This window comes from Roseomonas sp. CECT 9278 (assembly GCF_918698155.1).
In the GTDB taxonomy this organism is placed as follows: domain Bacteria; phylum Pseudomonadota; class Alphaproteobacteria; order Acetobacterales; family Acetobacteraceae; genus Neoroseomonas.
Genome location: NZ_CAKKLX010000014.1, coordinates 52,238 through 77,579 on the forward strand (window position 1 = coordinate 52,238; position 25,342 = coordinate 77,579).

Below are 25,342 nucleotides of genomic sequence, written 5' to 3' on the forward strand. Positions count from 1 at the left end.
CCTGGCCGGTGGCTGCGCGCGGCCGCGGCGATGCCCTGCACGCCCCGCAACCTCAGCCGCGCCGCGTGCGCCCCCAGCCCGGATCTTCGACGACCATCGCGGACAGGCCCGCCTGCGCCAGCATCGCGGTGGTGGCGGCGTTGGCGTCGTCGCGCACCGCGGCTTCGTCCACATGCGGCAGCACGCGGTCGCGCATGAGGATGTCGCCGGCCACCACCACGTCGCGCACGTCGTGGCCATTGGCGAAATACACCACGCGATGCACCGGCATGTTGGCCGGCAGCATGTGCGGGGCGTTCAGGTCCACGGTGATGATGTCGGCCTGCTTGCCGACCTCGAGGCTGCCGACGCGGTCGGCCATGCCGAGGCCCTTCGCGGCGTCGATGGTGATCATCTCCAGCGCCTTGCCTGGCGGCAGCACGGCCTCGTCGCGCGCGGCGCGCTGGTGGTAGCGCATGGCCTGGAACATGTGGCGGAACATGTCCGTGCTGCGGTCGGGCGCGGTGCCGTCGCTGCCCAGCATGACCGTCACGCCCGCATCCATCATGGCGATGGCCGGGCAGAAGCCGCGCACCGCCGCGATGGCGGACGGGTTGTGCACCACGGAGGTGCCGGTCTTCACCAGCGTCGCGATGTCGGCCTCGGTCAGGTCGGTGCAATGCGACAGCCAGGCATCGGGGCCGAGCAGGCCGAACATGCGGTCCGCCAGCTCGATGGACCCGCCGCGATGGCCGTCCTGGTGGAACAGCGCCCCTGCCTTGGTGCCGATGTCGCGGATGACGCGGCCCTGCTTCTCGATCTCGGCCACCTTGGCGGCGTCGTGCGTGGCTTCGCGATAGACTGGCATCAGCGTCGCGCAGGTGATGCGGCCGCGGCCGTGGTGGCGTTCCACCAGCGCGGCGATGGCCTCGGCCTGCTGGTCGAAGGGCACGTCGCGCACCGTGCCGTCCACGCCGCGATAGGGGCGCGGGAAGGGCGGGCGCGTCGGGCCCAGCACCATGATGCGGCGGATGCCGATGGCGTTCACGCCGGCCACATGCGCATCGCCATGCGCCGGGTCGTCCACGCGGCCGATGGAATCGCCGCCGCCCAGCAGCATCACCGATGTGGTGATGCCGAACTTCAGCTGTTCCAGCGCCGCGAGCGCGGCCTCCGCCCGCCAGAATTCAGGCGGCGAGGCGAGGGTGTAGATGATCCGGCAGGCTTCCGACCAGGCGGTGGAATCACCGCTGCCCATGGTCTTGACCAGCCCGTGCCCGGCATGGGCGTGGCCGTCGATCAGCCCGGGCAGGATGGCCTTGCCGCGTGCATCGATGCGCTTGGGCGCGGCGTGCGCGGCCTCGACCTCGGCGCGTGGGCCGACCGCGACGATGGTGTCGCCCGTCACCGCAACGGCGCCGTCGGGAATCACCCGGCGCGCACCGTCCATCGAGATGACGGTGCCGCCGGAAACCAGAAGATCGGCCATTCAATTCACCCGCACATGGCGCAGCCTCAGCCGGTTGTCCGGCGACTGCGCGAGTTCGATGTTCCGCCGCGCCGCCCAGACCACCGGCTGCTGGTGCAGCGGCACGTGGGCGACCTCGCGCTTCTCGACCAGCAGCGCCTCGCGGATCAGGGCGCGGCGGCGCGTCTCGTCGCCTTCCTCGGCCACGCGGTCGACCAGCGCGTCGAATTCGGCGTTCGACCAGCGGCCAACATTCAGCCCGGCGGTGGTCGCGGTGCGCGTGCGCAGCACCTCCGACAGCGTGGAATAGCTGTCCGCCAGCGGCAGCCCGGCATGGCCCAGCATGAACATCGACACGTCCAGCGCATTGATCCGCCGCGACCAGACGTTCAGCGTCTCGAATTGCGGAATGACGCGGATGCCGACGCGGCTCAGCATGCCCGAGATCGCGATGCACAGCCGCTCGTCGTACACGTAGCGGTCATTCGGGCAGGCCAGGCCGATCGAGAAGCCATCCGCGTAGCCGGCCTCGGCCAGCAGGCGGCGCGCGGCGTCGGGGTCGTAGGGGAAGGTCCGCGTGTTGATGTCGGCCGGCGCGCCGGACAGGAAGGGGCTCGCCATGGTGCCGGCCACCCAGGAATTGTTCCGCATCACCGACCGGCGCAGCGACTCGACGTCGATCGCCTGGTAGATCGCGCGCCGCACGCGGATGTCGCGCAGCGGGTTGCGGCCGCGCACGTCGGAATAGACCAGCTCGTCGCGATGATGGTCGAAGCCGAGGTAGATGGTCCGCAGCTCCGGCCCCTGCACGACCTGCAGCCCGGCAGTGCCCTCGACGCGCGGGATGTCCTGGATGGGCAGCTCCACCAGCGCGTCGATCTGCCCGCCGAGCAGCGCGGCGGTGCGTGTCGCGGCGTTGCGGATGGGCCGGAAGGTCACCTCGGTCAGGTTGTGCTGCGGGGTGTCCCACCAGCCGGCATGGGGCACCAGCACGGTTGCGCCCTCGACCTCGCGCGAGCGGACCCGGAAGGGGCCGGTGCCGTTGGGCGTGCGCGTGGCCGCCCCTTCCTCGCGCTGCGACAGGTTGGTCGCGGCCGTCGCGTTGTTCGCCGCCGCCCAGCCGCTGTCCAGGATGTGCATCTGGGTCAGCGCGTTCAGCAGGATGGGGAAGGGGCGCTGCGTCTCGATCTCGACGGTCAGCGGGCCGGTGGCGCGGACCTCCTTGATGACGCCACCCAGCACGCCACGCGCCAGCGCGCCGGGCGTGTTCAGCCGCTGCCAGGAGAACACCACGTCCTCGGCGCCGAAGCTCTCGCCGCCGTGGAAGCGCACGCCCTCGCGCAGATGGAAGCGCCACACCGTCGGCGAGACGACCTCCCATCGCGCGGCCAGCGAGGGTTCCAGCTCCAGCCGCGGATTGTGCCGCACCAGCGATTCGAACACGTTGTCGAGGAAGGCGTTCGTGAAGGTGTTGTTCGACGAATGCGGGTCCAGCGTCAGGATGTCCGCCGCGAAGGACCAGGTGAAGTTGCGCGCCAGGGCAGGCGGGGCGGCGGCCAGCATCAGGCCCATCGCGGCGGCGGGGATCAGGCGCATGGTCGTGGCCTCCGGGTCGGTGTGGCCGACAGGCTCAGGCCGCCGGCGCGCTGGCGTCAACCTGGCATGTCAGCCGGCATCGAGCTGCAGGCCTTCCTTGCGGATCACCTCCGCCCATTTCGCGATCTCGCTGCGCACGAAAGCGGCGAAGGCGTCGGCGTTGCCGGGCATGCCCACGCCACCCAGTTCGGCGAAGCGGCGCTGGGTGTCGGGCAGGGCGAGCAGCGCCATCACCTCGGCATTCAGGCTGTTGACGATCTCGGCCGGCAAGGCGGCGGGGCCGAACAGGCCGAACCAGGTGTTGACGTCGTAGGTGGCGAGTTCCGGCATGGTCTCGCGCATCGCCGGCACATCGGGCAGCAGCGGGTGGCGCTGGGCGCTGGTCACCGCCAGGGCGCGCACGCGCCCGGCCTGGATATGGCCGATGATGCCGGTCAGGTTGTCGATCAGGAACGCGACATTGCCGCCCAGGATCTCGATCTGCGCGGGGGCGGATCCGCGATGCGGCACGTGGATCGCCTGCGCGTTCAGCAATTGCAGCATCAGCACCGGCGAGAGATGCGTCGATTGCCCCACGCCGGTCGAGGCATAGGGAATCTCACCCGGCCGCGCGCGCAGCAGCGCCGCCAGCTCCGCCACCGTGCGCGCGGGCACGTTCGGGTTCACCACCAGCACGTTGGGCCCGCGGATGGTGCCGGCGATGGGCGTGATCTGCTCGGCGCGATAGGGCAGGTTCCGGAACAGCGAATAGGCGATCGCCTGCGGTCCGATATTGCCCAGCATCAGCGTGGTGCCGTCGGGGCGCGCGCGCACCATCTCCAGCGTGCCGATGGTGCCGCCGCCGCCGGCGCGGTTCTCGACCACCACCGGCGTGCCCCAGCGTTGCTGGAGATACTGCGCGAGGATGCGCGCCATGATGTCGGTGGTGCCGCCGGCCGCGGCGGGCACGATGATGCGGACCTGCTGGCCCGGCCGCCAGGCCTGCGCGCGGGCCGCGGCGGGCAGGGCGGCGAATGGCGCGGCCAGCGCGCCGCGGCGGGTCAGGCGCGCCATCACGTGGCATCCATCTGCAGGCCCTCGCGGCGGATCACCTCGGCCCATTTGGCGGTTTCGGCGCGCACGAAGGCGGCGAAGTCCTGCGGGCTGCCCGGCGCCGGCACGCCGCCCATCTGGGCGAAGCGCGCCTGGGTGTCGGGTGCGCCGAGCATCGCCTGGATCTCGGCATTGACGGTCCGCACCGCATCCGCCGGCGCGGCGGCCGGCATGAACAGCCCGAACCAGGTCGAGACGTCATAGGACGCCAGCTCGGGCATGGTCTCGCGGATCGCGGGCAGGTCGGGCAGTTGCGGCGACCGGTCGGCGCTGGTCACGCCCAGGCCGCGCAGGCGACCGCCGCGGATGTGGTCGATCGAGCTGGTGAGGTTGTCGAAGGCGAACTGGACATTGCCCGCCAGCAGGTCGATCAGCAGCGGGCCGGCGCCGCGGAAATGCACCGCCTCCGCCTGGGTGCCGGCCAGCTGGTTGAACCACACGCCGGAGACATGCGGCGACTGCCCCATGCCCGAGGTGCCGTAGGAGGCGCGGTTGCCCTGCGCCTTCAGCCAGGCGACGAATTCCGGCACGGTGCGCGCCGGCACCGACGGGTGCAGCACCAGCACGTTCGGCCCGCGGATCACGTTGGCGACCGGCACGAGGCTGTCGGGCCGGTATTGCAGGTTGCGGAACAGCGAATAGCCGATCGCCTGCGGGCCGATATTGCCCATCAGCATGTGGCGGCCATCGGCGGCGGCGCGCACCACCTCCATGGTGCCGATGGTGCCGCCGCCGCCCGAGCGGTTCTCGACCACCACCGGGCTGCCCCAGCGCGTCTGCAGGAAGGCGGCGATCAGGCGCGCCATGACGTCGGTGGTGCCGCCGGGGGCGGCGGGCACGACGATCCGCGCCTGCTGCCCCGGGCGCCAATCCTGCGCGAAGGCGGTGGCGGGAATGGCGAGCGGCAGCGCGATCGCGGCGCGGCGCGTCAGACGGGTCATGGGACGTCCTCCGGAGGGTGCTTGCGGGCATCATCGCGCGGCGCGCGTGCCGCGTCACGTGCCGTCGCGGCGCCCGGTCGCCAGGCGCGCCACCGCCACGAAGGACCGCGGGCCGTCCGGCGCGCCGGCCAGGTAGGCGCGGCGCGCCAGGGCCTCGATGCGTGGCAGGCGTTCCGGCGGCAGTGCGGCGACGAAGGCGCCGGCGATGCCCTGGCCGGTCAACCACGGCGCCCACCAATCGGAGAAGCTGTCGAAGTCCTGGCGGATCATGATGTCGCGCTCACCGACGTCGTGCAGCCCCGCGGCCGTGAACAGCGCGGCAAGGCGCCCCGGCGCCCCGACCGTGTCGCCCCAGTAGCGCGCGCGGAAGGCCTCGCCATCGGGATCGGCGGCGGCGACGGTGTCGGCGAAGGCGCGCAGGAAGGCGAAGCCGCCGGTGAAGTCCCACATGGCGGCGGCGACCAGACCGCCGGGCTTCGTCACGCGCGCCAGCTCCGCCACGGCGGCCGCGCGGTCGGGCACGAATTGCAGCACCAGCAGCGACAGCGCGGCGTCGAACGCGCCGGCGGCATCGGCCAGGCGGGTGATGTCGCCGGTGCGGAAGCTGGCGCCTGGCACCCGCGCGCGGGCGGCGGTGACGAAGGCGTCGCTGAGGTCGATCCCGGTGATGCGCGCGGTGGGGTCGCGCGCGGCCAGCGCCTCGGCCAGCGCGCCGGTGCCGCAGCCGGCATCGAGCAGCGCGGCGCCGCGCGGCAGCGCGAGGGCATCCAGGAAGGGCTCCGCGAGTGCCCGGCTCCAGCGGCCCATGCTGCGTTCATAGGCGTCGGCGTCGGTGGCGACATAGGCGGACACGCGGGGCTACTCGTCCATGCGATAGCGGAAGTCGCAATGCGTTGCACCGCCCATGATGGTCTGCGTGCGTTCGAGCTTCAGCCTGGGGTCGTAGCCCTCGCAGAAGGCGCCGTCGCGGTTGCAGGACAGCACGGCGCCCAGTTCCGCGATGCCCATCGCCTTGTACATCTCGGCGTAGCGGCAGCGCGTGACGTTGAAGTCGTAGCGCGTGGCGTCCTTGTGCAGCGTGTCGATCCGCAGCGCATCGCCCTTGGTCCAGAGCGGCTGCAGCGCGATGAAGTGTTCGAGCGACGGCTGCCCGCCCGGGCCTTCCTTCGCCATCTCGGCGGCGGTGGACTTGGCCAGCTTGACCACGGCGCGCGACAGGATGGCCTTGGCACGCTCCGCGCCCAGTTCGGCGGCCATTTCCTCGAAGACGCCCTTGGCGAAGGCGGCCTCGATGCGGCGTTGCTCGAGGATTCCCAGGCGTTCGTCGGACATGAAAAAGCCTCCCCGTCGGTGATGCCGGCGGGGAGGCTATCGCGGCCGCGCGCGCGCGGCGAGCGTGCTACTGCGCGTAGAGGCCCTGGTTGGTCACCACGATCCGGCTGGCGCGGCAGATGTCGACCCGGCGCAGTTCCGCGGCACGGCCATTCTGGTAGACCACGCGGAAGTCGTAGGAACCGGCATTGGCGGCGGTGTAGTTCCAGGCGCGGCCCGGCGGCAGCACGTTCTGGCCGAGTTGGTCGACGCCCCAGTCGTTGCGGCTGGCATGGCTGAAGAACAGCTGCGTGACGGTCAGGCCGGAGTTGTTCACCACGGTGAAGCGCGTGTCGCAGGCCGGGCGGATCGGCTGCGGCGCGATCGCGACGGGCTGCGGCACATAGACGGTCTGCGGCGCGCAGGCCGAGACGGCGCCGGCACCGGCAAGGGCGAACAGGGCAAGAAGCTTGCGGCGGATCATTGATGGAAGTCTCCCGGTGGCGTCATGGCGCGCCTGCGGGCCCGCCAATCATTCGACGACGTGACGGTATGCAACGGGCGGCGCGCGGGCAAGATGGCGCGGGCTTGCACGCCCCGCCGCCGCCATGGTGCTGTGAAGCGCTTCGGCAGCGAGGGCGGGCGGATGACGATCGGGCAGTGGTTCAGCTTTGGCGGGCGCATCAGGCGCAAGACCTTCTGGCTTGGCTACGTGCTGCCGCTGTTCGTGGCCAGCGTGGTGGCGAACATCCTGGACGTGGCGCTGGGGCTTACCACGGCGCCGATGGCCGATGCCGCGCCGGCGGATGCGGCGCAGGTCGGGCCGATCAGCGGCCTGGTCTCGCTGCTGTCGATCTGGCCGATGCTGGCCGGCAGCATCAAGCGGCTGCACGACAGGGACCGGTCCGGCTGGTGGATCGGCGGCTTCTACCTGGTCGGCGCGGTGGCGGCGGCGGTCGCCTTCATCACTCTGGCGGCCGCGACGGGGGGGCTGTTCATCCACCGCGACCGGGCCATGGGGCCGGAGGATGCGCAGGGCGTGATGCTGGTGCTGATCGTCGCTGGCCTGGTCGTCGCGGCCTATGGCATCTGGCTGCTGGTCGAGACCGGCTTCCTGCGCGGCACGGTCGGGCCGAACCGCTTCGGGCCGGACCCGCTGGGCGGCCAGGGCGCGCAGTGGCAGCCGGGCGCGCCGCCCGCAGGCTGGCAGCCGCAGGCGCCGCCGCAGGGATGGCAGCCGCAGCCGCAGTGGCAGCCGCCGCCGCAACAGGGCTGGCAGCCACCGCCGCAGGGGTGGCCGCCGGCGCAGGGGCAGGGCGCGCCGCCGCCCGGGTATGGCGCGCCGCCACCGGGGTATGGGCAACCGCCGCCTGGCTATGGTCAACCGCCGCCGGGCTACGGCCAGCCCCCGCCGGGGTATGGCCAGCCGCCACCCGGCCCATGGACCGGGCCGGGACAGGGCGGCAGCGTGCCGCCGGTGCGGCGCGACTGATCCGCTACGCGGGGTCGACCGGGGAAGGCGGCGTGCCGGCGGCCTCGATCACCGCGCCGGCGTGCAGCAGCAGGTCCTCGCGGTAGCGCCCGGCCAGCAGCTGCACGCCGACCGGGACGGTGCCGACCAGGCCGGTGGTGACCGTCAGGCCCGGCAGGCCCATCAGCGGCAGCCCGACCTGCGTGAGCTGGGCCTCGATGATGCGGCGGAAGGCTTCGGGGCTTTCGACATCCTCGTTGTCGCGGAAGGGCAGTTCGCCGGAGACGGGCGTGATCGCGACCGGGAAGCGTTCGAAGAATTCCATCCACTGGCGCACGAAGGTCGCGCGCTTCTGCAAGCCGTCCATGAAGGCATTGAGATCGGGATGGGGGCAGAGTTCTTCCATCTGCGCGAAGACGAAGCTGGCGTCGGGGTCGGCCTCCTGCTGGAGCGCGGCGTTCATGCCGCGGCGGGATTCCGCCAGCCACAGCATGGCCTGCAGCGCCGCGGGTTCGCGCAGGGGCGGGGTGTCGGCTTCCTCGATGGTCCAGCCGGCGGCTTCGAGGCGTTTCGCGGCATCGCGCAGGGCTTTGGTGACGGCGGGCTGCACCGCCATTCCGTCGGGGTTGAGGCACAGCGCGGCGCGCCTGGGTGCGGGCGGGCCATCGAGCGGCGCGCCGACCCACCAGGGGTCGCGGATGTCGCGCCCGCACATGGCGGCGAAGCCGGCGCGCACATCGGCGATGGTGCGCGCGATCGGCCCGCTCACGGCCATCAGCTGCCCGCCGATATGGCGTTCCGCGACCGAGGCATTCCAGGCCGGGATGCGCCCGAGCGTCGGCCGAAGCCCATGCACGCCGCAGGCATAGGCCGGGTAGCGCACCGACCCGCCGATGTCGGTGCCATGCGCAATGGCGCCGATGCCCGCGGTGACTGCCGCTGCCGCCCCGCCCGACGACCCGCCCGGGGTGATCGACGGATCGCGCGGATTGCGCGTGTGGCCATGCAGCGAATTGCGCGTGAACCAGCGCAGCGAGAAGGCCGGCGTATTGGTGCGCCCGAGCAGCACCGCGCCGGCCATGCGCAGGTTGGCCACCACGGGGCTGTCCTGCCGCGCGATGAGATCCTTCTGCAGCCGCAGCCCGTTGCTGGTGGCGTAGCCCTGCTGGTCGGTATTCACCTTGATGGTGACGGGCACGCCGGCGAGCGGGCCGGGGTCGTCGCCGCGCGCGAAGGCCGCGTCGATGGCGGCGGCCTGGGCCAGCACGTCGTCAGGACGGTGCTCCACCACGGCGTTGATGCGTGGGTTGGCGGCATCGAGGCGGGCGAGGGCGTCGCGCGCGACCTCGACGGCGGAGACCTGGCGGGCGCGGATGCGCGCGGCGATGTCGGTGGCGGGCAGGCGCCAGAGGTCGGGCATGGATGCATTCCGCGGCTGGTGGCGCGCGGATGGTCCCGCGCGCCACTGCCGCGGTCAATTCAGCCCGGCAGCCCCAGCACGTTCTTGCTCAGGATGTTCCGCTGGATCTCGTTGGACCCGCCATAGATCGTGGCCGGCCGCGCCTGGATGTACTGCCCGGTCGGGTTGAGGTTGCGGTTGCCTTCCATCGGTTCCAGCAGCCCGGCATTCTCGCCGGCGATCTCCAGCATGGTGTCGGTGATGCGCTGGAACAGTTCGGTCTGGAACAGCTTCAGCATCGACACGTCGGGGCCGAGCGTCTCGCCGCGCCGCAGCTTGTCCACGAAGGATCCGTAGAGCGACTTCAGGTCCTCGAGGTCCATCCGCAGCCGGCCGTAGCTTTCCTGGAAGGCCGCTTCCTCCCACACGCCCATGCGTTCCGCGAGCTGGCGCAGCCGCGCGAAGGCATAGGCCGACAGGCGCGGCGAGCCGAGGTAGATGCGTTCGAAGGACAGCAGCGCCTTCGCCATGTCCCAGCCGCGGTTCGGCGTGCCCACCAGGTTGCGCGCCGGCACGCGGACATTGTCGAAGAACACCTCGCAGAACTCGTCGTGGTATTCGAGGTTGATGATCGGCTTCACCGTGATGCCCGGCGTGGCCATGTCGACCAGCAGGAAGCTGATCCCCTCCTGCTTCTTCGCGTTCTTGTCGGTGCGCACCAGCAGGAAGCACCAGTTGGCGTCCATCGCCAGCGTGGTCCAGATCTTCTGGCCATTGACGATGTAGGTGTCGCCATCCAGCACGGCTTCGGTGCGCAGCGCCGCCAGGTCGGACCCGGCATTGGGTTCGGAATAGCCCTGGCACCAGATGTGCTCGCCGGACAGGATCTTCGGCAGGAATTCCTGCTGCTGTTCCGCCGTGCCGTGGTTGATCAGCAGCGGGCCGACCATGACGATGCCGTGGTCGTTGGTGCGCGCGCAGCCGTGGCGCTCGATCTCCTCGGTGAAGATGATCTGCTTGGCGGGCGACAGGCCCAGCCCGCCGAATTGCCGCGGCCAGCCAGGGCACAGCCAGCCCTTCTCGGCCAGCTTGAAGTACCAGGGCTTGTTCTCGTCCCAATGCAGGCGCTTGGGCGGGTTGCGCAGCTCGGCCGGGTAGTTGGATTCGATCCAGCGGCGCACATGCGTGCGGAAGGTCTCGTCGTCCAGCAGGTTGAGGTCCTGCGGTTCGTTCGGCGTGATGGCAACCATCGGTTCAGCCTCCGGCGAAATTCGGCTTGCGCTTTTCGAGGAACGCCGCGCGGCCTTCCTGGAAGTCAGCGGTGGTGAACAGCAGGCCCTGGAAGGTGGCCTCGTCGGCCAGGGCTTCGTCGAGCCCTTCGGACAGGATCTTCTTGGTCAGCGCGATCGGTCCCGCGGCCTCGGCGGCGAGGAAGCGCGCCTTCTCCAACGCGACCTCCAGTGCCTTGCCGGGCGGTGCGACGAAATCCACCAGGCCGATGCGCTCGCCTTCGGCCGCACCCGTCACCTCGTGGTAGAACAGGATGCGCCGCGCGCGGCCCACGCCCACGCGGCGCGGCAGGAACCACGGCAGGCCCATGTCGGACATCAGGCCGATCTTGTGGAAGCCGGCGACGAAGCGCGCGTCCTCCGCCGCGACCACGGTGTCGCAGGCACACGCGACCGCCATGCCGGCCCCGGCCGCCCAGCCTTCGACGGCCGCGACCAACGGCTTCGCGCCGCGCGCCATCAGCCGCACCAGCCGGTGCGTGCGGCGCATCCGGTCGCGCCCATCCAGCGCCGTGCCGACATTCATGTTCGAGATGTCGCCGCCGGCGCAGAAGGTGCCGCCCGCGCCGGTGATGACGATGGCGCGCACCGCCTTGTCGTCATGCGCGCGTTCGATCGCTTCTTCCAGCGCCTGGCGCACGCCGGGGCCGATCGCATTCTTGCGCGACGGGTAGTCGATGGTGAGGACCAGGACGTTGCCGTCCATCTCCTCGCGAACCTTGGCGGCGTCGCTCATTCCACATCCTCCGGCGCGAGGGCCATGAAGCGCCGGCGATGCAGCGTGGCCGACCCGTACTGGTTCATGATGACCATGCCGCGGCGCAGATACAGCCCGACATCGTATTCGTCGGTGTAGCCGATGCCGCCATGCAGCTGGATGCATTGCCGCAGCACGAGCATGCCCGATTCCGCCGCGCGATGCTTGGCCTTGGACACCGCCGCCTGGCGCACCGCGCCGGTCGCACCGGAATCCAGCACGGCGGCCGCGGCTTCCACCGCCGCGCGCGTCAGCGCGATATGCACCTTCAGGTCCGCCGCGCGATGCTGCAGCGACTGGAAGGTGCCGATGATGCGGCCGAATTGCTGGCGCGTCCGCAGATAGCCCAGCGTCATGTCGAAGGCGCGTTCCATCAGGCCGAGCATCAGGCCCGCGGTCGCCAGCGCGGCTTCATCCAGCGCCTGTTCCAGCACTGCGCCGACATCATCGGCCACGCGCGTGGTGCGCGACAAATCGGCGCGCAGCGTGCCGATAGTGCCGCCATCCATCGCCTTCTCCAGCGTGAGGTCGGCACCCGCCGCAGGTAACGCATGCAGCGCGATGCGGTTCGCCTCGCGCACCGGCAGCAGGAAGGTATCGGCACCGGCCGCCATCGGGATGAAGACGCGCGGCGCATCCGGCGTGCCCGGCGCGGCCAGCGTATCGGCGCGTTCCTGCCAGGCGGTCAGCACGACCGTCTCGCCCGCCAGTGCCGCGGCCAGCAGCGCCGCATCATCGCCCGCGGCCAGCAGCCGCGCCGAGAGCATCGCCGGCACCAGCGGCTCCGGCGCCAGACCCGCGCCGATCTCCTCCGCCAGCGCCACCGCTTCGGACAGGCCGAGGCCCGCACCGCCGGCATCCTCGCTCACCGCCAGGCCGAACCAGCCCAGCGCGCCCATCTCGGCGAAGACCGCACGGTCGAAGCCGGGCGAGGCGAAGCGCAGCGCGCGCACGCGCTTGCTGTCCCCGCCGCGCGGCGCCACGGCGCCGGCGCTGTCGCGGATCATGCGGATGGATTCGGTGCGGTCGTCTGTCGCTGCGCTCATCATGTCCTCAATTGCCTGCCTGGGTGCGCCGCGTCACTGCGTATGCAGCACCGCGCCCGACGCTGCCTGCACCTGCTCCAGCGAAACCCCCGGCGCCAGGTCCACCACCACGAAGCCCTTCCCGGCCACCACGTCGAAGACGCCGAGGTTGGTGTAGACGCGCTTCACCGCGCCCGGCGTGGTCAGCGGATAGCCGCAGCGTTCCACCAGCTTCGGCCGGCCATCCTTGGTGGTGTGCTCCATGATGACCCACAGCCGCTTCGCCCCGGCGCCGAGGTCCATCGCGCCGCCCACCGCCGGCGCGGTGTCGTTCTCGCTCGTCGCCCAATTGGCGATGTCGCCGTTCTGCGCGACCTCGAACGCGCCGAGCACGCACAGGTCGATATGCCCGCCGCGGATCATCGCGAAGCTGTCGGCGTGGTGGCAATACGACCCGCCCGCGCGCAGCGTGACCGCCTGCTTGCCGGCGTTCACCAGCCAGGGGTCCACCTTGTCCGGCGCCGGCGCGGGGCCCATGCCGAGGATGCCGTTCTCGGAATGCAGGATCACCTCGCGATCGAGCGGCACGAAGTCGCCCACCATGGTCGGGATGCCGATGCCGAGGTTGACGTACCAGCCCTCGGGGATGTCCTGCGCCAGGCGCGCGGCCATGGCCTTGCGGTCGAAGCCCTGCATGTCCTGTCCTCCCTATGCCCAAGCCGGCCCGCGATCCACCTGGATCACGCGCTGCACGAAGATGCCCGGTGTGTGCACGTTCTCCGGCACGATCTCGCCGAGTTCGCGGATATGCGAGACCTGCGCGATCGTCAGGTCGGCGGCCATCGCCATCACCGGGTTGAAGTTCCGTCCGCTCGCGCGATAGGTCAGGTTGCCCCAGCGGTCGCCCTCCCAGCCCTCGACCAGCGCGACGTCGGCATGCAGCGCGTGTTCCATCACATAGGTGCGGCCGCCGAATTCGCTCTGCTCCTTGCCGTTCGCGAGGATGGTGCCGACCGATGTCGCGGTGAAGAAGGCCGGCACGCCCGCACCGGCCGCGCGCATGCGTTCCGCCATGGTGCCTTGCGGGACGATCTCGAGCTCGATCTTGCCGGCGCGGTACAGTTCCTCGAACACCACCGATCCGGCGGAGCGCGGGAAGGAGCAGATGATCTTGCGCACGCGGCCAAGCTCCATGAGCCTCGCCAGCCCGACGCGACCGTTGCCCGCGTTGTTGGCCACGCAGACCAGGTCCTTCGCCCCGTGTTCGATCAGCGCCTCGATCAGCTCGTCGGGCTGGCCGACGGCACCGAAGCCGCCGATCAGCACGGTCGATCCGTCCTTGATGCCGGCCATGGCGTCGGCCATGGACTGCACGATCTTGTTGATCACGTCGGTCAGTCTCCCTTGCCGCGCATGGCGGCATTCAGTTCAGCCCCGGGCGGGACCGATGCGAGGCGCGGCAGGTCGCCCGCCAGCATCGCCCGCGTCATCTCGATGGTATGCGCATAGGCGGCGCGCGCCAGCAGCCCGCCGGCGCTGACACGCCGCACGCCGGCATCCGCCAGCACCGCCAGCGGCACATAGCCCGACCGCGGCCCGGCCAGAACATTGACCGGCTTCGGCGCCACCGCCGTCACCGCCTGCCGGATCGCATCCATGTCCGGCAGGAAGGGGGCATAGAGGCAATCCGCGCCGACCTCGGCGAAGGCCACCAGGCGGCGGATCGTGTCGTCCAGGTCCGGGCGGCCGTTGAGGAAATTCTCCGCCCGCGCCGTCAGCACGAAGGGCCGGCCCAGCGCGCGCGCCGCCTGCACCGCGGCGCGGATGCGCGCGACGGCATGGTCGAAGTCATGGATCGGCGAGGCCGCGTCGCGTGTCGTGTCCTCGATCGTGCAGCCGGCCAGCCCGGCCTCGCCGGCCGCGCGCACGGTGCTTGCGCAATCCTCGGGCGATGCGCCGAAGCCGTCTTCCAGGTCGGCGGAAACGGGCAGGTCGGTCGCGGCCATCAGCACGCGCGCATTGTCGAGCGATTCCGCCAGGTTCACTGCGTAGTCGCGCCGCCCCAGCTGCCAGGCGATGCCGGCCGAGGTCGTGGCGATCGCGACGGCGCCCGCATGTTCCATGATGCGCGCGCTGCCCGCATCCCAGGCGTTGGGCAGCGCAAAGCAGCCCGACGCGTGCAGCGCGGCGAAGCGTTCTGCGCGTTCGGCGGCGTTCATGCCGCACCCGCATGGCGGAACAGCCCGTTGCTGACCACCACCTTGTCGCGTTCCACCACGCGGGCACGGAAGGCCGCGCCGCCTTGCTCGTGCCAGATCTCGGTGCGGATGGTCTCGCCGGGAAACACCGGCGAGGAGAAGCGCAGGTCCATCCGCCCGAACCGCGCCGGATCATAGCCGCATAGCGCCTTCATCAGCGCGTGGCAGACCACGCCGAAGGTGCACAGCCCGTGCAGGATCGGCTGCTGGAAGCCCGCCTTCGCCGCCACGGCGGGGTCGATGTGCAGCGGATTGTGGTCGCCGTTCAGGCGATAGACGATGGCCTGCTCCGGCCGCGTCGGCAGGTCCACCGACAGGTCCGGCGCGCGATCGGGTTCCGGATGCGGGCGCTTGATCGGCCCCGATGGCCCGCCGAAGCCGCCATCGCCGCGCGCGAAGGTGGTGCCTTCCAGCGTGGCGAGCTTCTCGCCGGTCTGCGCATCGGTCACGACGCGCTCGTTGTAGAGCATGGCGCCCTTGCCGGCGCCGCGATCGACGATGCTGGTGATGCGCGAACGCCCGATGATCTCGCCTTCCGCGGGCAACGGCTTGTGCAGGATGATCGACTGTTCGCCATGCAGCACCTGCGTCCAGTCCACGCCGGTATCCGGGTTGCGGATCCAGAAGCCCGGATAGCCCAGCACCACCGCCATGGACGGCATGGCCTTCAGGCGCGGCTCGTACAGGAAATCGAGCTGCGCCTGGTCCATCGGGTCCTGCCCCAACCCGATCGAGAAATTGTACAGCGCCGTATCCTGCCAGCGGATCGTCTGGCGGATTTCCGGGATCGGGTAATTCAGAAGATGGTCGTGGTTGATGGTCACGATGCGGCCTCCACCTCGATCACCGCATCGGCCGCGAAGGCGCCCTGGCCTTCGGGCAGCACCAGCAGCGGGTTCACGTCCACCGACAGCAGGCGGTCATCGGCACCGGCCGCGAAGCGCGACAGCGCGGCCAGCGCGGAGGCCAGCGCCTTCACATCCGCCCGCGGCCGGCCGCGCGCGCCATCGAGCAGCGGGAAGCCCTTCAGCGATCGGATCATCCGCTCGGCTTCCGCTTCGCCAAACGGGCAGCGGCGGAAGGACACGTCCTTCAGGATCTCGATGAACACGCCGCCCAGGCCGACCATCGCGACCGGCCCGAAGACCGGGTCGCGCGCAATGCCCAGCGCCATCTCGACCGCGCCCTTGATCTGCCGGGCGATCAGCACGCCCTCGATGCGCGCGCCCGGCGCGCGTTCGGCGGCGCGCGCCAGCAGCAGCGCATGCGCCGCGCGCACGGCATCCGCATCTGCCAGGTCGAGCAGCACGCCGCCGATCTCGCTCTTGTGCAGGATGTCGGGCGACAGGATCTTCGCCACCACCGGGTAGCCGAAGGACTCCGCCGCGGCCACGGCCTCGTCGGCCGATCCGCAGGGCTTCTCCGGCACTGCGGGGATGCCGGCGCGCGCCAGGATGCGCTTGCCCTCGGCCTCGGTGGGCGTGGTCGCCGGCAGCTTCACCTGCGGCACCACGATCTCCTCGGGCGCCTGCGCGGCGAAGGCGTCGCCGTAGCGGCCCATCGCCTCGATCACGCCGACCGCGCGCGTCGGATCCTCGAAGACCAGGAAGCCGTCATCCTCGTATTCGCGCACCTTCTCGGGCGGCGCGATGCCGCACAACACCCAGAGCCGGTCGGCGAATCTTTCGCGCGCTGCGCGCATATACGGGCGCAGCTTCGGCGACAGCGTGGTCGACCCCGCCGTCTGCGTCAGGAAGATCATCATCGACCCGTAGCCGCCCTCGGCCGTGGTCTCGATGAATTGCGGGAACAACTCGGACTGGTTCACCGCCTGCGCGGTGCAATCTACCGGGTTGCGCGGCGCGCAGAAGGAGATCAGCGACCGCAGATGCGCCTGCGATGCCTCGGGCAGCGGCGGCATCGGCACGCCGGCCGCATCGGCGGCGTCGGAAATCAGCACGCCCGCGCCGCCGCTCACGGTGATGACGCCGAGCGAATTCCGCACCGGATAGATCCGCTTCGTCGCCGCATAGGCGATGTCGAGCATCTGTTCCGTCGTGCTGGCACGCACCACGCCGAATTCATCCAGCACCGCCTGGGTGATGGTGTCGTCGCCGGCGATCGATGCGGTGTGCGACTTCGCCGCATGCCCGCCCAGCTCGGACCGCCCGACCTTCATCAGCACCACCGGCTTGCGGTTGCGCCGCGCGAGATCCAGCGCGGCGGTGAAGCGCGCGCTCTCGCGAATGCCCTCGGCATAGGCGCAGATCACCTCGACCTCCGGCGCCTGCGCCATCCAGCCGATCGCCTCGCCGAGCGACACATCGGCCTCGTTGCCGGTGGTGATGCACACCGGCGTGCCGATGCCGCGCATGCGCGAGACGGCAAACACATGCGTCCCATACGCACCCGACTGCGAGGCGATGCCGACATTGCCGCGCAGCGGCCAGCCCTGCTCGAAGGACAGCGAGAAGATCGGATAGAAATTGATGCTGGCGTTGAACAGCCCGAGGCAGTTCGGCCCCAGCAGTCGCATGCCGTGGCGGCGCGCGGCCGCCACCAGCCGGTCCTGCATGGCGGCGCCGGCCTCGTCGACCTCGGCGAAGCCGGCGGTGAAGACCACCGCGGCGCGGCAGCCCTTCGCACCCAGATCGTCCACCGCCTGCACGGCGGCTTCGCCCGGCACCGCCACGATCGCCACATCCGGCGCCTGCGGCAGCGTGGCCACGCTGTTGAAGGCGGCCAGCCCCTGCACCGTCGCGCGGTTGGGGTTCACCGGCAGGATGGTGCCGGCGAAGCCCTGCTTCTGCATGTAGGCGATCGGCCGTCCGCCGATGCGCGTCGCGTCGTCCGATGCCCCGACGATGGCGACCGACCGCGGCCGCACCATGGCGTCGAGCGCGGCAAATCCGCCAACAAAATCTGCGCGCGCATCACCGCCCTCGGCCTGCATGGACGTCTCCCTTCCCGGTACCGGCCGGAGGGTGACGCCCCACGCCGAGGGCGGCAAGAGGCAGGTGTCAGGCGGCGGTCTTTTCCGCGGCCTCGTCCTCATCCTCGTCCTCGTCGTCCTCCGGCGGGTCGATCTCCGCTTCGGAGTCGAAGCCGACCACCGCCGCCAGGCAACGGCCATAGGTCGACAGGATCCAGTCGGCGGTCGCGCCGCCCTCGTCCTTGCCTTCGGCGCGCATCACGATCTTCAGCAGCGCAAGCGCCACCGCTGGCTCGCTGTCGCCTTCGATTTCGATATCCAAGCCGTCCATGATCCAACCTCCTGAAGGAGGCTGGGTGATGCACCCGGCGCGCGATGCGGTTCCATCACACGGCGATGACGGCGCCGAACTTCATCGGCGCGACGCAATCGCCGCCTGGCGCCGGACGGCGTGGCGGCCCCGCGGCGTCGCCGGCCGCGGCTGGGCGCCCGCTTGAGACGGCGCCGGATGGCGCTGTCTCGATGGGTTTCTCAGGCGTCCGGCGCGACCACGGTGCAGGCGCCGCGGCCGCGCATCCGCGCGCAGGCCTGCTCGGCGCCGCTGCGCGTCAGGCCGGTGACACGCGCGCGATACAGCGTGGTGCTGCCCTGGCGCACCGGCGTCACCGCCGTCCGCGCGCCCATGGTCTGGACCGTGTCGCGCGCCTGGTTGGCCGAGACGCGCGCCAGGTTCTCCGACGCGAAGGCGCCGACCTGCACCGACCAGCGATTGCCCCCGGCCGCGGCGGGCGCGGCGGCTGCTGCCGGCGCGGGCGGGGCCGGCGGCGTGCCGCGGGGCAGGGTGCTGGCCTGCGCGGTGCCGACGATCCCGCCCAGGCTGCGGAAGGGCGACCCGGCGGGGGCACGGCGCTCCGGCGCGGCCAGGGCGCTGGCAACCACGGATGGCGCGCGGGTCTGCGCGGCCTCCTCGGCGGCCTGCTGGGCGCGTTCGATCTCGGATTCGCGGGCCGCCTCGGCCAGGGCGGCGCGGGCGGAGGGCGTCAGGGTCGGGTTCTCGATGCCCTGCATATAGGCCGGCGGCGCCGCCGGGGGCGCCACCAGGGCGGCGGTCGCCAGGCTCGCGACCTGCACGCGGGGGGCGGCCGGCGGCGGCGGCGGAGCGGCGGCGACCTGCACGGGCGGCGCTGCCTCGCGCTGCTGGCGCAGCGCCGTCATGGTACCGCCGCTCACGGGGCGCGGCCCGGCCGGGATGAACAGGCCGATCTCGGCGGCGGCATAGACCTCGGCCGGGGCGCGGCGGTTCGGCGCGGCGGTCTGGATGCGCGGGCCGATGCGCTGGACGTAGTTGCGGGTCTCGTTCGGCAGGCCGCGGCCGCCCCACAGGTAGTCCTCGAGCCGCCGGGGGCCGGCATTGTAGGCGGCCAGGAAGGCCGGATTGCCGTAGAGCTCGTACATCTCGCGCAGATAGGCCGTGCCGGCCTGGATGCTGTCGTAGGGATGGTACGGGTCGGAGCCGAGGTTGTAGCGCGCCTGCAATTCCCGGTAGGTGCCGGGCATCACCTGCATCAGCCCCATGGCGCCGGCATGCGAGGTCGCATTGGCCCGCCCGCCGCTCTCCTGGCGCATCACCTCGCGGATCCACAATTCCGGGATGTCGAAGCGGCGCGAGGCGTCGCGGATCCACGGACCCCAGGGATCGCCCGGCGGGCCCGGCGGGGCCGGGCTGTCGGGGCGGTTGTAGAACGGGCCGTTGCCGGCGCTCCGCTGGCCCGTCTGGGCGCAGGCCGCGAGCATGGACAAGGCACAGAAGGCCAAGGCCATCCTGGCGGCGCGCAAGCGAGTTCCGGTCATTCCCCCTGGTCTCCAACGGGCCTGGCCCCGGCATTGCCGCTTCGCACGAAGCGATCTGGATGGTCCGGATCCCCCTCCGTCCCGTCCCGGCAGCGCCGCCACCCAAGGCGTTAAGCACAAGACTCTGAAAACTTGCGTAGTCCGCCGTGAGCCGCCGGGTCAAGTATTGCAGCCACGCCACCGCATGTGGGGGTGCTTGCAACGCGCCCGGCGCCACGTGTAGCGATGATCCACACCATTGTGGCCATCGCGCGGCGTTGCGCCGCGCGCCGTCGGTGTCCCGGCGCGAATCGAAGGAGTATGCGATCCATGTTCGAAGCCCGCCGTCTCGCGCCGATCTGCGCCGTGCTGGCGCTCGGCGCTGGCCTGACCGCCTGCGCCCCCGCCGGCAACAGCACCGTGGACCGCGGGGCGCTGGGGTCCTCCGGCTACGTGTCCTCCGGCACCATCGTGGGGATGCGGCCTGTTGCGGTCAGCGGCACGCGCAGCGGCGTGGGTGCGGGCGCCGGCGCGGTGGGCGGGGGGCTGATCGGCAGCACCATCGGCGGCGACTGGCGCGCCCGGACGGTCGGCGGGGTGGTCGGCGCGCTTGCCGGCGGCCTGGCCGGCGCGGCCATCGAGGAAGGCGTCACCCGCGGCAATGCCATGGAATTCATCATCCGTGACGATTCCGGCCAGACCCGCGCCGTGATCCAGACCAACGAACTCGGCCTGACCGTGGGCGACCGCGTCCTGATCACCCAGAGCGACCGGGTCCGGCTGTCGCGCGCCGGCGGCGCCGCGCCGGTCGGCTATGGGGCGACCTATGGCGGCGGGCCGGTTGACGCGCGCGGCGGCAAGTAGCACGGCCTTCCTGCGGCGGCGCGGGGCGTGTAGAAGCCCCGGCCCATGCTCCATGCCGCCAGCCCGGTCCATGATTTCGACGCCGCCGCCCCGCGGCGGCGCGAACGCGCGCTCGAGGACCTGCGCGGCGGCCTGTCGCGCTGGCGCCTGGCCTGGGCGCTGGCGCGCAGCGACATCACCCATCGCTACCGCGGGTCGGTGCTCGGCCCGTTCTGGCTCACGCTGTCCACCGCGGTGATGCTGGGTGCGCTCGGCATCCTGTACGCCAAGCTGTTCCGGGTGGATGTCGCGGCCTACCTGCCCTGGCTCGCGGTCAGCCTGATCGTGTGGAACACCATCTCGCAGATCGTCACCGACGCCACCACCAGCCTGACCGGCGCCGAGGGCGTGATCCGCCAGATGCCGCTGCCCTATAGCGTGCACGCGCTGCGCGTGGTGTTCCGCAACGCGGTGATCGCGGCGCACAACCTGCCGCTGATCGCGGTGGTCTTCGCCTGGTTCGGCGTGCTGCCCGGCTGGGGCGTGCTGGCGGCGATCCCGGGTTTCGTGCTGATCGCGGCGGCCGCCTTCGCGGCGTCGCTTTTCCTGGGCATGGTCTGCGCGCGGTTCCGCGACATCCCGCCGATCGTCGCCTCGGTCATGCAGATCGCCTTCTTCGTCTCGCCGGTGATCTGGAAGCCGGACATGGTCGGGCACTGGGAGCCCTTCCTGGCGATCAACCCGTTCTTCGCGGTGATGGAGACGGTACGCGCGCCGCTGATGGGTGGCAGCGCGGGCCTGCTGGTCTGGGCCTCGGCGATCATCTGGACCTCGGCGCTGGTGGCGGGTGCCTGGGTCTTCTTCGTCCGCTTCCGCGGGCGCATCGCCTTCTGGGTCTGACGCCATGGCCGCGATCGATGCCGCGGGGATGGCAATCGAATTCCCGCTCTATCATCACAATGCACGGTCGCTGAAGCAGCGGCTGCTGGCCTCGGCACCGCTGCGGCTGAAGCGCGACGACGACAACCGCATCGTGGTCGCGGCGCTGCGCGACCTGACCTTCCGCATCGGCAACGGGGAGCGCGTGGCGCTGGTCGGCCCCAATGGCGCGGGCAAGACCACGCTGCTGCGCACCATCGCGGGCGTCTACGAACCGGTCGCCGGCAGCCTGCGCGTGGCGGGCGAGATCGGGTCCCTGATCGACCCCGCGGCGGGGATGGACCCGCTGCTGACCGGGCGCGAGAACGTGGTGCTGCGCGCGCTGTATCGCGGCATGACCGAGGCCGCCGGCCGCGCCCTGGCCGATGAGGTGCAGGGCTTCGCGGGCCTCAATGAGTTCTTCGACGTGCCGATCCGCGGCTATTCGGCGGGCATGAACGTGCGCCTGGCCTTCGCCATGGCCACGGCGATGACGCCCGAGATCCTGCTGATGGACGAATGGTTCCTGGCCGGCGATGCCGAGTTCATGGCGCGCGCCGACCAGCGCCTGGCGAAGCTGGTGACGGATGCCGAGATCCTGCTGATTGCGACGCACGACATGAACATCGTGCGGAAGTGGTGCACCCGGGCGATACGGCTGGAGGGTGGGCGGATCCTGGCCGATGGCCCGGTGGCCGAGGTGCTGGACGCGGCCGGCCTGTAGCGCGCGGCCGCGGCGGGACGGCGCGCGGTCGTTGCCGCCTGCGCGTGCCTTGGGCGTGTCAGTGCGCGCTTGCGCCCACCGCGCGTGACCGCGCGCTGCTGACTGCCGCGCGTGACCGCGCGCTTCTGCCCACCGCGCGTGACCGCGCGCTTCAGCCCACCGCGCGTTACCGCGCGAGACTCGCGTGCCAGCGCAGCAGCCTCAGCCGCCCGTCCTGGAGCAGCCGCAGCCGGAGCAGCCAGGCCTCCGCCTCGAACACCAGATCCGCCGCCTCGGCCGCCGACGGCCGCGCCGGCTGTACGCCCAGGGCCTGCAGCAGGGCCTGCCAGCCCGCCATCACCGCCTCGGCATGGCGGCGCCCGGCATCCTCGACGACATGGACGTCGAATCCCGCGCGCCGCAGGGCGGTGGGCAGGGCGTCCTCGGCGGGTGGTCCGTGGCGCCGCTCGGCGGCCAGCCAGCGCGCCTCGACCGCGCCGGCGCGCTCCCCGCGCGCCACCAGGTCCAGCATCACCATCTGGCCGCCCGGGCGCAGTCCGGCGGCGGCGGCGGCCAGCAGCGCGTCGGGCGACCCGCCGGCGCGCAGCGGTTCCAGCAGCAGCGCATGGTGGTGGTAGCGGGCGCGGAAGGCCGGCGCCTCGGGGTCCAGGGCTTCGGCGGTGACGCGGTTGCGCGCGCCGGGGCGGGGTGGTGGCGCGCCGCCCTGGTCGAAGGCCGCGACGAAGCTGCCGCGCGCGCCGGCCACCACCGCGCCGGCCGCCGTGGCGCCATTGCCGGCCAGCAGCAGGGTCGTCTCGGCCGAGAGCGGCAGCAGTGCCGCCAGGCGCAGGATCTCGGGCGCGCCGCCCGGCAGGACCATGCCTTCGCCCCAGAGCCGGTCGCCCCAGGCACGGCGATGGCACGGGCGCGGCGGCGGCGGCGGATCGGGCTGGGTCGGGTCAGGCGCGGCTTGTGGACCAGGCAGCGGCGTCCCGCCCGGGGGCGGCGGCGCGGGCGCGCCAACCCCCAGCAGCCGTGCGCCGGTCTCGATGGTGCGCCGGATCAACCCGCCCTGCGGCGCCCAGGGAATCGCACCCTGGTCGCTGCCGGCGCTCTGGCGGGACATGCATGGCCTCCTTCGCCGCCCAACAAAGCGGGGAAGGATGAAGGAAGCGTCAGCGCTACGGCCGCGGGCCCCGCGCCATCGCCGGCGTGATGCGCCGCGCGTACACGTCAGTCGTGGTGACCGGGTTGTTCATGTAGAATTCGTCGCGCGGGAAGATGTCGGTCAATGGCGGTTCGCGGCGCGGCATGCCGGGGGTCCAGGCGATCGACGGGGCGGCGAACAGCGCACTCCAGTCGCTGAAGGCGGGGTTGCCGCGGCGCAGGTGCTCGACCGTGGCGGGCGCTGCCAGCGCCGCCTCCAGCCGCTCGGGATCGAAGGGGATGGGGTCGTTCGACCCGATCAGCACCGCCACCGGCATCAGCAGGATGGCGTGGGGGAAGACCGTGGCGAAGGTCTCGGCAGCGCGCTGCGACGGCGCCCATTGCACGTAGATGCCGCCCGGGGCCAGGCGTTCGCGCACCTGCTCCAGGAACTCCGCGCTGTAGAGCAGCCCGGAATGCGACGCCTCGGGCAGGATGGCGTCGGCCTCGATGATGTCGTAGCGGCGGTCCTCCTTGGCCAGGGTCCGGCGGCCGTCGCCGTATTCCAGGGTCCAGCGGGGGTCCTGGAACATCTGCGCCATCGGGCTGCCGGGGTGGCGGCGGCCGACTTCCTCGAGCGCGGTCAGCACGGGGCCCACCAGCTCGATCGCGCGCACGCGGGAGTCCGGCCGCACCCCGGCCGCCCAGGGCGTGCCGCCCGACCCCACGCCGATCACCAGCACCTCGCGCGGGTTCGGGTGGATCAGCGGGCCCACGGCACCCAGGAACTGGTGGATCGGCAGGAAGGGAATGCGCCCCTGGCTGAAGCCCTGGATGAAGAAGGGGCCGTCGGCGCGGTTGTCGCCCGGGCGGTCGTCGCGGAAATACGCCACGCCGGACCGGTCCTCGGCCCAGGCGGCGACCTGGCCGGAGCGTTCATGGTGCAGCCGCGTCCAGAAGGCGGCATTGCCCGGCAGCACGAAGAACAGCACGCCGCAGGCTACCGCCAGGCCGGCTTCCAGCGGCCGCTGCACCACCCCCGCGCGCCACAGCCAGAAGCCCACCAGCAGCAGCGACAGCACCGCCAGCAGCTTGAGCGTGCCCGCCGTGCCCAGCAGGTGGAAGGTCACCAGCCCGGTCAGGATCGACCCGGCCGCATTGCCGGCGATGTTGGCCAGCTGCACCCAGCCCACGCGCGCGCCCACGCTGCTGAGGTCGCGCTGCACCGCGCGCTGCACGAAGGGAAAGGTCATGCCGATCAGGAAGGAAGGCGGCGCGACCACCAGCACGGTCAGCCCGATCGCCGCGACCAGCGACCCGCCATGCATGCGGTTGTGGTCGACCGACAGCCAGCCGGCCAGCGGCCAATGCGGCAGCGCGACCCACAGCGCCAGCAGCAGCACGGTGGCGAGCACGAAGCCGGCCGATTGCGTGATGAAGAAGGCCGGTCGCGGATCCTCGATCCGCCGCAGCATCCGCGAGGCCAGCGCCATGCCCGCCCCGTCCGCCAGCAGGAAGATGCCGAGCACGGTCGGGAACAGGTAGGCATGGTACTGCCCCACTTGGCCCATCATGCGGACCCAGACGATCTCAAGCGCGACGATCACGTAGCCCGACAGGAACACCAGCAGGCACCACAGCGGCAGCCCGCCATACCGCCCGTCATCGGCCGCATCGCGCGCCGAGGCGACCGGCGCAGGGGCCTCGCGCAGCCGGCGCAGCAGCGTGAGGGACAGCGCGGCGGCGAAGAATTCCAGCCCTGCCGCCAGCCACAGCGCGGTGACGAAGCCCAGATGCCCGACCAGCAGCCAGCCGCCGAGCAGGGCGCCGAGCCCCGCGCCCAGCGTATTGAGCCCGTACAGCGTGCCGATGCGTTCGGCGATGTCCCCGCGCGAGGTCGCGACCGCGCGCGCCAGCAGCGGCAGCGATGCGCCCATCAGCGTGGTCGGCAGCACCAGGCCGGCGAAGCACAGGGCGAAGATCGCCGGCGCCGCATCGACCACCCCGGCCATGTCGGTGGCGAGCCAATCGTACAGGAAGGGCTTGGACAGCAGGGCGAAGACGCCGACGCCGATCTCGGCCAGCGCGAAGCCTGCCAGCGCGCGCGCGGGGGACAGCCGGTCGGCGACCTTGGCGCCGATGATCGACCCCAAGCCGAGCCCGGCCAGGAAGGCACCCACCACCAGCGCGGCGGAAATCGTGTCGGAGCCGGCGAAGATTCCCAGCATGCGCTGCCACACGATCTGGCACAGCAGTGCGGCAAACCCCGTCGCGAAGAACGCGACGGCGAGACGCGACATCATTGCGATGTCCCCCTTGTCGTTGGTGCCGCCCCCCTGGCTGCCCGATCACTATTCTGAGAAGCATGGCGGCCGAATTGCGGC

Annotated in this window: 24 protein-coding genes; 4 read left to right on the plus strand and 20 right to left on the minus strand. The window is 71.6% G+C overall.

Features of this window, described 5'->3' with window-relative positions:
• Positions 1 to 52: 52 nt before the first annotated feature.
• The 7 genes from LQ222_RS11530 to LQ222_RS11560 form a co-directional block, all read right to left on the minus strand.
• Positions 53 to 1,468, minus strand: coding sequence for an amidohydrolase family protein (locus LQ222_RS11530; RefSeq protein ID WP_230166536.1), 1,416 nt, complete (start codon positions 1,466 to 1,468; stop codon positions 53 to 55).
• Positions 1,469 to 3,043, minus strand: coding sequence for an ABC transporter substrate-binding protein (locus LQ222_RS11535; RefSeq protein ID WP_230166537.1), 1,575 nt, complete (start codon positions 3,041 to 3,043; stop codon positions 1,469 to 1,471).
• 69 nt (positions 3,044 to 3,112) lie between these two features.
• Entirely contained in the window at positions 3,113 to 4,096 is a 984-nt protein-coding gene (locus LQ222_RS11540) for a tripartite tricarboxylate transporter substrate binding protein (RefSeq protein WP_230166539.1), read from the minus strand.
• Entirely contained in the window at positions 4,096 to 5,076 is a 981-nt protein-coding gene (locus LQ222_RS11545) for a tripartite tricarboxylate transporter substrate binding protein (RefSeq protein ID WP_230166541.1), read from the minus strand. The genes LQ222_RS11540 and LQ222_RS11545 overlap by 1 nt, the downstream gene beginning before the upstream one ends.
• Positions 5,077 to 5,130: 54 nt before the next feature.
• Positions 5,131 to 5,928 carry a trans-aconitate 2-methyltransferase gene (locus LQ222_RS11550; protein WP_230166543.1) on the minus strand — a complete coding sequence of 266 codons (798 nt, stop codon included), beginning with the start codon at positions 5,926 to 5,928 and terminating at the stop codon, positions 5,131 to 5,133.
• Positions 5,929 to 5,934: 6 nt separating this feature from the next.
• Positions 5,935 to 6,408, minus strand: coding sequence for an L-2-amino-thiazoline-4-carboxylic acid hydrolase (locus LQ222_RS11555; protein WP_230166545.1), 474 nt, complete (start codon positions 6,406 to 6,408; stop codon positions 5,935 to 5,937).
• Positions 6,409 to 6,475: 67 nt separating this feature from the next.
• The gene (locus LQ222_RS11560) at positions 6,476 to 6,871 is read right to left on the minus strand and encodes a hypothetical protein (protein ID WP_230166546.1); all 396 of its coding nucleotides are present in this window, start codon (positions 6,869 to 6,871) and stop codon (positions 6,476 to 6,478) included.
• Positions 6,872 to 7,003: 132 nt separating this feature from the next.
• Between LQ222_RS11560 and LQ222_RS26290 the strand changes: the two genes are divergently transcribed.
• Positions 7,004 to 7,879: a DUF805 domain-containing protein gene (locus tag LQ222_RS26290; protein ID WP_305800013.1), complete on the plus strand. Its 876-nt coding sequence runs from the start codon at positions 7,004 to 7,006 to the stop codon at positions 7,877 to 7,879.
• Between the two features lie 4 nt (positions 7,880 to 7,883).
• On the opposite strand, the gene LQ222_RS11570 is transcribed toward LQ222_RS26290, so the two are convergent.
• The 11 genes from LQ222_RS11570 to LQ222_RS26295 form a co-directional block, all read right to left on the minus strand.
• Positions 7,884 to 9,278 carry an amidase family protein gene (locus LQ222_RS11570; protein WP_230166548.1) on the minus strand — a complete coding sequence of 465 codons (1,395 nt, stop codon included), beginning with the start codon at positions 9,276 to 9,278 and terminating at the stop codon, positions 7,884 to 7,886.
• A gap of 59 nt (positions 9,279 to 9,337) precedes the next feature.
• Entirely contained in the window at positions 9,338 to 10,507 is a 1,170-nt protein-coding gene (locus LQ222_RS11575; RefSeq protein WP_230166550.1) for an acyl-CoA dehydrogenase family protein, read from the minus strand.
• Between the two features lie 4 nt (positions 10,508 to 10,511).
• On the minus strand, positions 10,512 to 11,282 hold the full coding sequence (locus tag LQ222_RS11580; protein ID WP_230166551.1) for an enoyl-CoA hydratase/isomerase family protein: 771 nt from the start codon (positions 11,280 to 11,282) through the stop codon (positions 10,512 to 10,514).
• Complete coding sequence (locus LQ222_RS11585; protein WP_230166553.1) at positions 11,279 to 12,349, minus strand: acyl-CoA dehydrogenase family protein; 1,071 nt, start codon at positions 12,347 to 12,349, stop codon at positions 11,279 to 11,281. The genes LQ222_RS11580 and LQ222_RS11585 overlap by 4 nt, the downstream gene beginning before the upstream one ends.
• A 33-nt stretch (positions 12,350 to 12,382) precedes the next feature.
• A complete protein-coding gene (locus LQ222_RS11590; protein ID WP_230166554.1) occupies positions 12,383 to 13,024 on the minus strand; it encodes a 3-oxoacid CoA-transferase subunit B in 642 nt (213 codons plus the stop codon).
• 12 nt (positions 13,025 to 13,036) lie between these two features.
• On the minus strand, positions 13,037 to 13,717 hold the full coding sequence (locus tag LQ222_RS11595; RefSeq protein ID WP_230166556.1) for a 3-oxoacid CoA-transferase subunit A: 681 nt from the start codon (positions 13,715 to 13,717) through the stop codon (positions 13,037 to 13,039).
• A gap of 5 nt (positions 13,718 to 13,722) precedes the next feature.
• Positions 13,723 to 14,547, minus strand: a complete 825-nt coding sequence (locus tag LQ222_RS11600) for an isocitrate lyase/phosphoenolpyruvate mutase family protein (protein WP_230166557.1) — start codon at positions 14,545 to 14,547, stop codon at positions 13,723 to 13,725.
• Positions 14,544 to 15,410: a MaoC family dehydratase gene (locus LQ222_RS11605; protein ID WP_230166558.1), complete on the minus strand. Its 867-nt coding sequence runs from the start codon at positions 15,408 to 15,410 to the stop codon at positions 14,544 to 14,546. Before LQ222_RS11605 ends, LQ222_RS11600 begins: the two co-directional genes overlap by 4 nt.
• On the minus strand, positions 15,407 to 17,539 hold the full coding sequence (locus LQ222_RS11610) for an acetate--CoA ligase family protein (RefSeq protein WP_230166559.1): 2,133 nt from the start codon (positions 17,537 to 17,539) through the stop codon (positions 15,407 to 15,409). The genes LQ222_RS11605 and LQ222_RS11610 overlap by 4 nt, the downstream gene beginning before the upstream one ends.
• Positions 17,540 to 17,606: 67 nt before the next feature.
• Positions 17,607 to 17,849: a hypothetical protein gene (locus LQ222_RS11615; RefSeq protein WP_230166560.1), complete on the minus strand. Its 243-nt coding sequence runs from the start codon at positions 17,847 to 17,849 to the stop codon at positions 17,607 to 17,609.
• Between the two features lie 200 nt (positions 17,850 to 18,049).
• Entirely contained in the window at positions 18,050 to 19,369 is a 1,320-nt protein-coding gene (locus LQ222_RS26295) for a lytic transglycosylase domain-containing protein (RefSeq protein ID WP_305800014.1), read from the minus strand.
• 309 nt (positions 19,370 to 19,678) lie between these two features.
• Here LQ222_RS26295 and LQ222_RS11630 point away from each other — a divergent pair, with 309 nt between their 5' ends.
• From LQ222_RS11630 to LQ222_RS11640, 3 genes are read left to right on the plus strand one after another with little or no spacing between them, the layout of a single operon-like run.
• On the plus strand, positions 19,679 to 20,212 hold the full coding sequence (locus LQ222_RS11630) for a glycine zipper 2TM domain-containing protein (RefSeq protein WP_230166561.1): 534 nt from the start codon (positions 19,679 to 19,681) through the stop codon (positions 20,210 to 20,212).
• 45 nt (positions 20,213 to 20,257) lie between these two features.
• Entirely contained in the window at positions 20,258 to 21,091 is an 834-nt protein-coding gene (locus tag LQ222_RS11635) for an ABC transporter permease (protein WP_230166562.1), read from the plus strand.
• A 4-nt stretch (positions 21,092 to 21,095) separates the two neighbouring features.
• Positions 21,096 to 21,833, plus strand: coding sequence for an ABC transporter ATP-binding protein (locus tag LQ222_RS11640; RefSeq protein WP_230166563.1), 738 nt, complete (start codon positions 21,096 to 21,098; stop codon positions 21,831 to 21,833).
• A gap of 166 nt (positions 21,834 to 21,999) precedes the next feature.
• Here the strand turns inward: LQ222_RS11640 and LQ222_RS11645 are convergent, their stop codons facing one another.
• Together LQ222_RS11645 and LQ222_RS11650 are read right to left on the minus strand one after the other, a co-directional pair.
• Positions 22,000 to 22,938 carry a hypothetical protein gene (locus LQ222_RS11645; protein ID WP_230166565.1) on the minus strand — a complete coding sequence of 313 codons (939 nt, stop codon included), beginning with the start codon at positions 22,936 to 22,938 and terminating at the stop codon, positions 22,000 to 22,002.
• Positions 22,939 to 22,993: 55 nt separating this feature from the next.
• Positions 22,994 to 25,258, minus strand: a complete 2,265-nt coding sequence (locus tag LQ222_RS11650) for a fused MFS/spermidine synthase (protein ID WP_230166567.1) — start codon at positions 25,256 to 25,258, stop codon at positions 22,994 to 22,996.
• Between the last annotated feature and the right edge of the window lie 84 nt (positions 25,259 to 25,342).

What these genes read in the sequence shown, in the direction of transcription:
- LQ222_RS11530 (WP_230166536.1), bottom strand. Translation starts at nt 1,468, where the DNA reads ATGGCCGATCTTCTGGTTTCCGGCGGCACCGTCATCTCGATGGACGGT.
- LQ222_RS11535 (WP_230166537.1), bottom strand. Translation starts at nt 3,043, where the DNA reads ATGCGCCTGATCCCCGCCGCCGCGATGGGCCTGATGCTGGCCGCCGCC.
- LQ222_RS11540 (WP_230166539.1), bottom strand. Translation starts at nt 4,096, where the DNA reads ATGGCGCGCCTGACCCGCCGCGGCGCGCTGGCCGCGCCATTCGCCGCC.
- LQ222_RS11545 (WP_230166541.1), bottom strand. Translation starts at nt 5,076, where the DNA reads ATGACCCGTCTGACGCGCCGCGCCGCGATCGCGCTGCCGCTCGCCATT.
- LQ222_RS11555 (WP_230166545.1), bottom strand. Translation starts at nt 6,408, where the DNA reads ATGTCCGACGAACGCCTGGGAATCCTCGAGCAACGCCGCATCGAGGCC.
- LQ222_RS11560 (WP_230166546.1), bottom strand. Translation starts at nt 6,871, where the DNA reads ATGATCCGCCGCAAGCTTCTTGCCCTGTTCGCCCTTGCCGGTGCCGGC.
- LQ222_RS11570 (WP_230166548.1), bottom strand. Translation starts at nt 9,278, where the DNA reads ATGCCCGACCTCTGGCGCCTGCCCGCCACCGACATCGCCGCGCGCATC.
- LQ222_RS11575 (WP_230166550.1), bottom strand. Translation starts at nt 10,507, where the DNA reads ATGGTTGCCATCACGCCGAACGAACCGCAGGACCTCAACCTGCTGGAC.
- LQ222_RS11580 (WP_230166551.1), bottom strand. Translation starts at nt 11,282, where the DNA reads ATGAGCGACGCCGCCAAGGTTCGCGAGGAGATGGACGGCAACGTCCTG.
- LQ222_RS11585 (WP_230166553.1), bottom strand. Translation starts at nt 12,349, where the DNA reads ATGAGCGCAGCGACAGACGACCGCACCGAATCCATCCGCATGATCCGC.
- LQ222_RS11590 (WP_230166554.1), bottom strand. Translation starts at nt 13,024, where the DNA reads ATGCAGGGCTTCGACCGCAAGGCCATGGCCGCGCGCCTGGCGCAGGAC.
- LQ222_RS11600 (WP_230166557.1), bottom strand. Translation starts at nt 14,547, where the DNA reads ATGAACGCCGCCGAACGCGCAGAACGCTTCGCCGCGCTGCACGCGTCG.
- LQ222_RS11610 (WP_230166559.1), bottom strand. Translation starts at nt 17,539, where the DNA reads ATGCAGGCCGAGGGCGGTGATGCGCGCGCAGATTTTGTTGGCGGATTT.
- LQ222_RS11615 (WP_230166560.1), bottom strand. Translation starts at nt 17,849, where the DNA reads ATGGACGGCTTGGATATCGAAATCGAAGGCGACAGCGAGCCAGCGGTG.
- LQ222_RS26295 (WP_305800014.1), bottom strand. Translation starts at nt 19,369, where the DNA reads ATGACCGGAACTCGCTTGCGCGCCGCCAGGATGGCCTTGGCCTTCTGT.
- LQ222_RS11630 (WP_230166561.1), top strand. Translation starts at nt 19,679, where the DNA reads ATGTTCGAAGCCCGCCGTCTCGCGCCGATCTGCGCCGTGCTGGCGCTC.
- LQ222_RS11635 (WP_230166562.1), top strand. Translation starts at nt 20,258, where the DNA reads ATGCTCCATGCCGCCAGCCCGGTCCATGATTTCGACGCCGCCGCCCCG.
- LQ222_RS11640 (WP_230166563.1), top strand. Translation starts at nt 21,096, where the DNA reads ATGGCCGCGATCGATGCCGCGGGGATGGCAATCGAATTCCCGCTCTAT.
- LQ222_RS11645 (WP_230166565.1), bottom strand. Translation starts at nt 22,938, where the DNA reads ATGTCCCGCCAGAGCGCCGGCAGCGACCAGGGTGCGATTCCCTGGGCG.
- LQ222_RS11650 (WP_230166567.1), bottom strand. Translation starts at nt 25,258, where the DNA reads ATGTCGCGTCTCGCCGTCGCGTTCTTCGCGACGGGGTTTGCCGCACTG.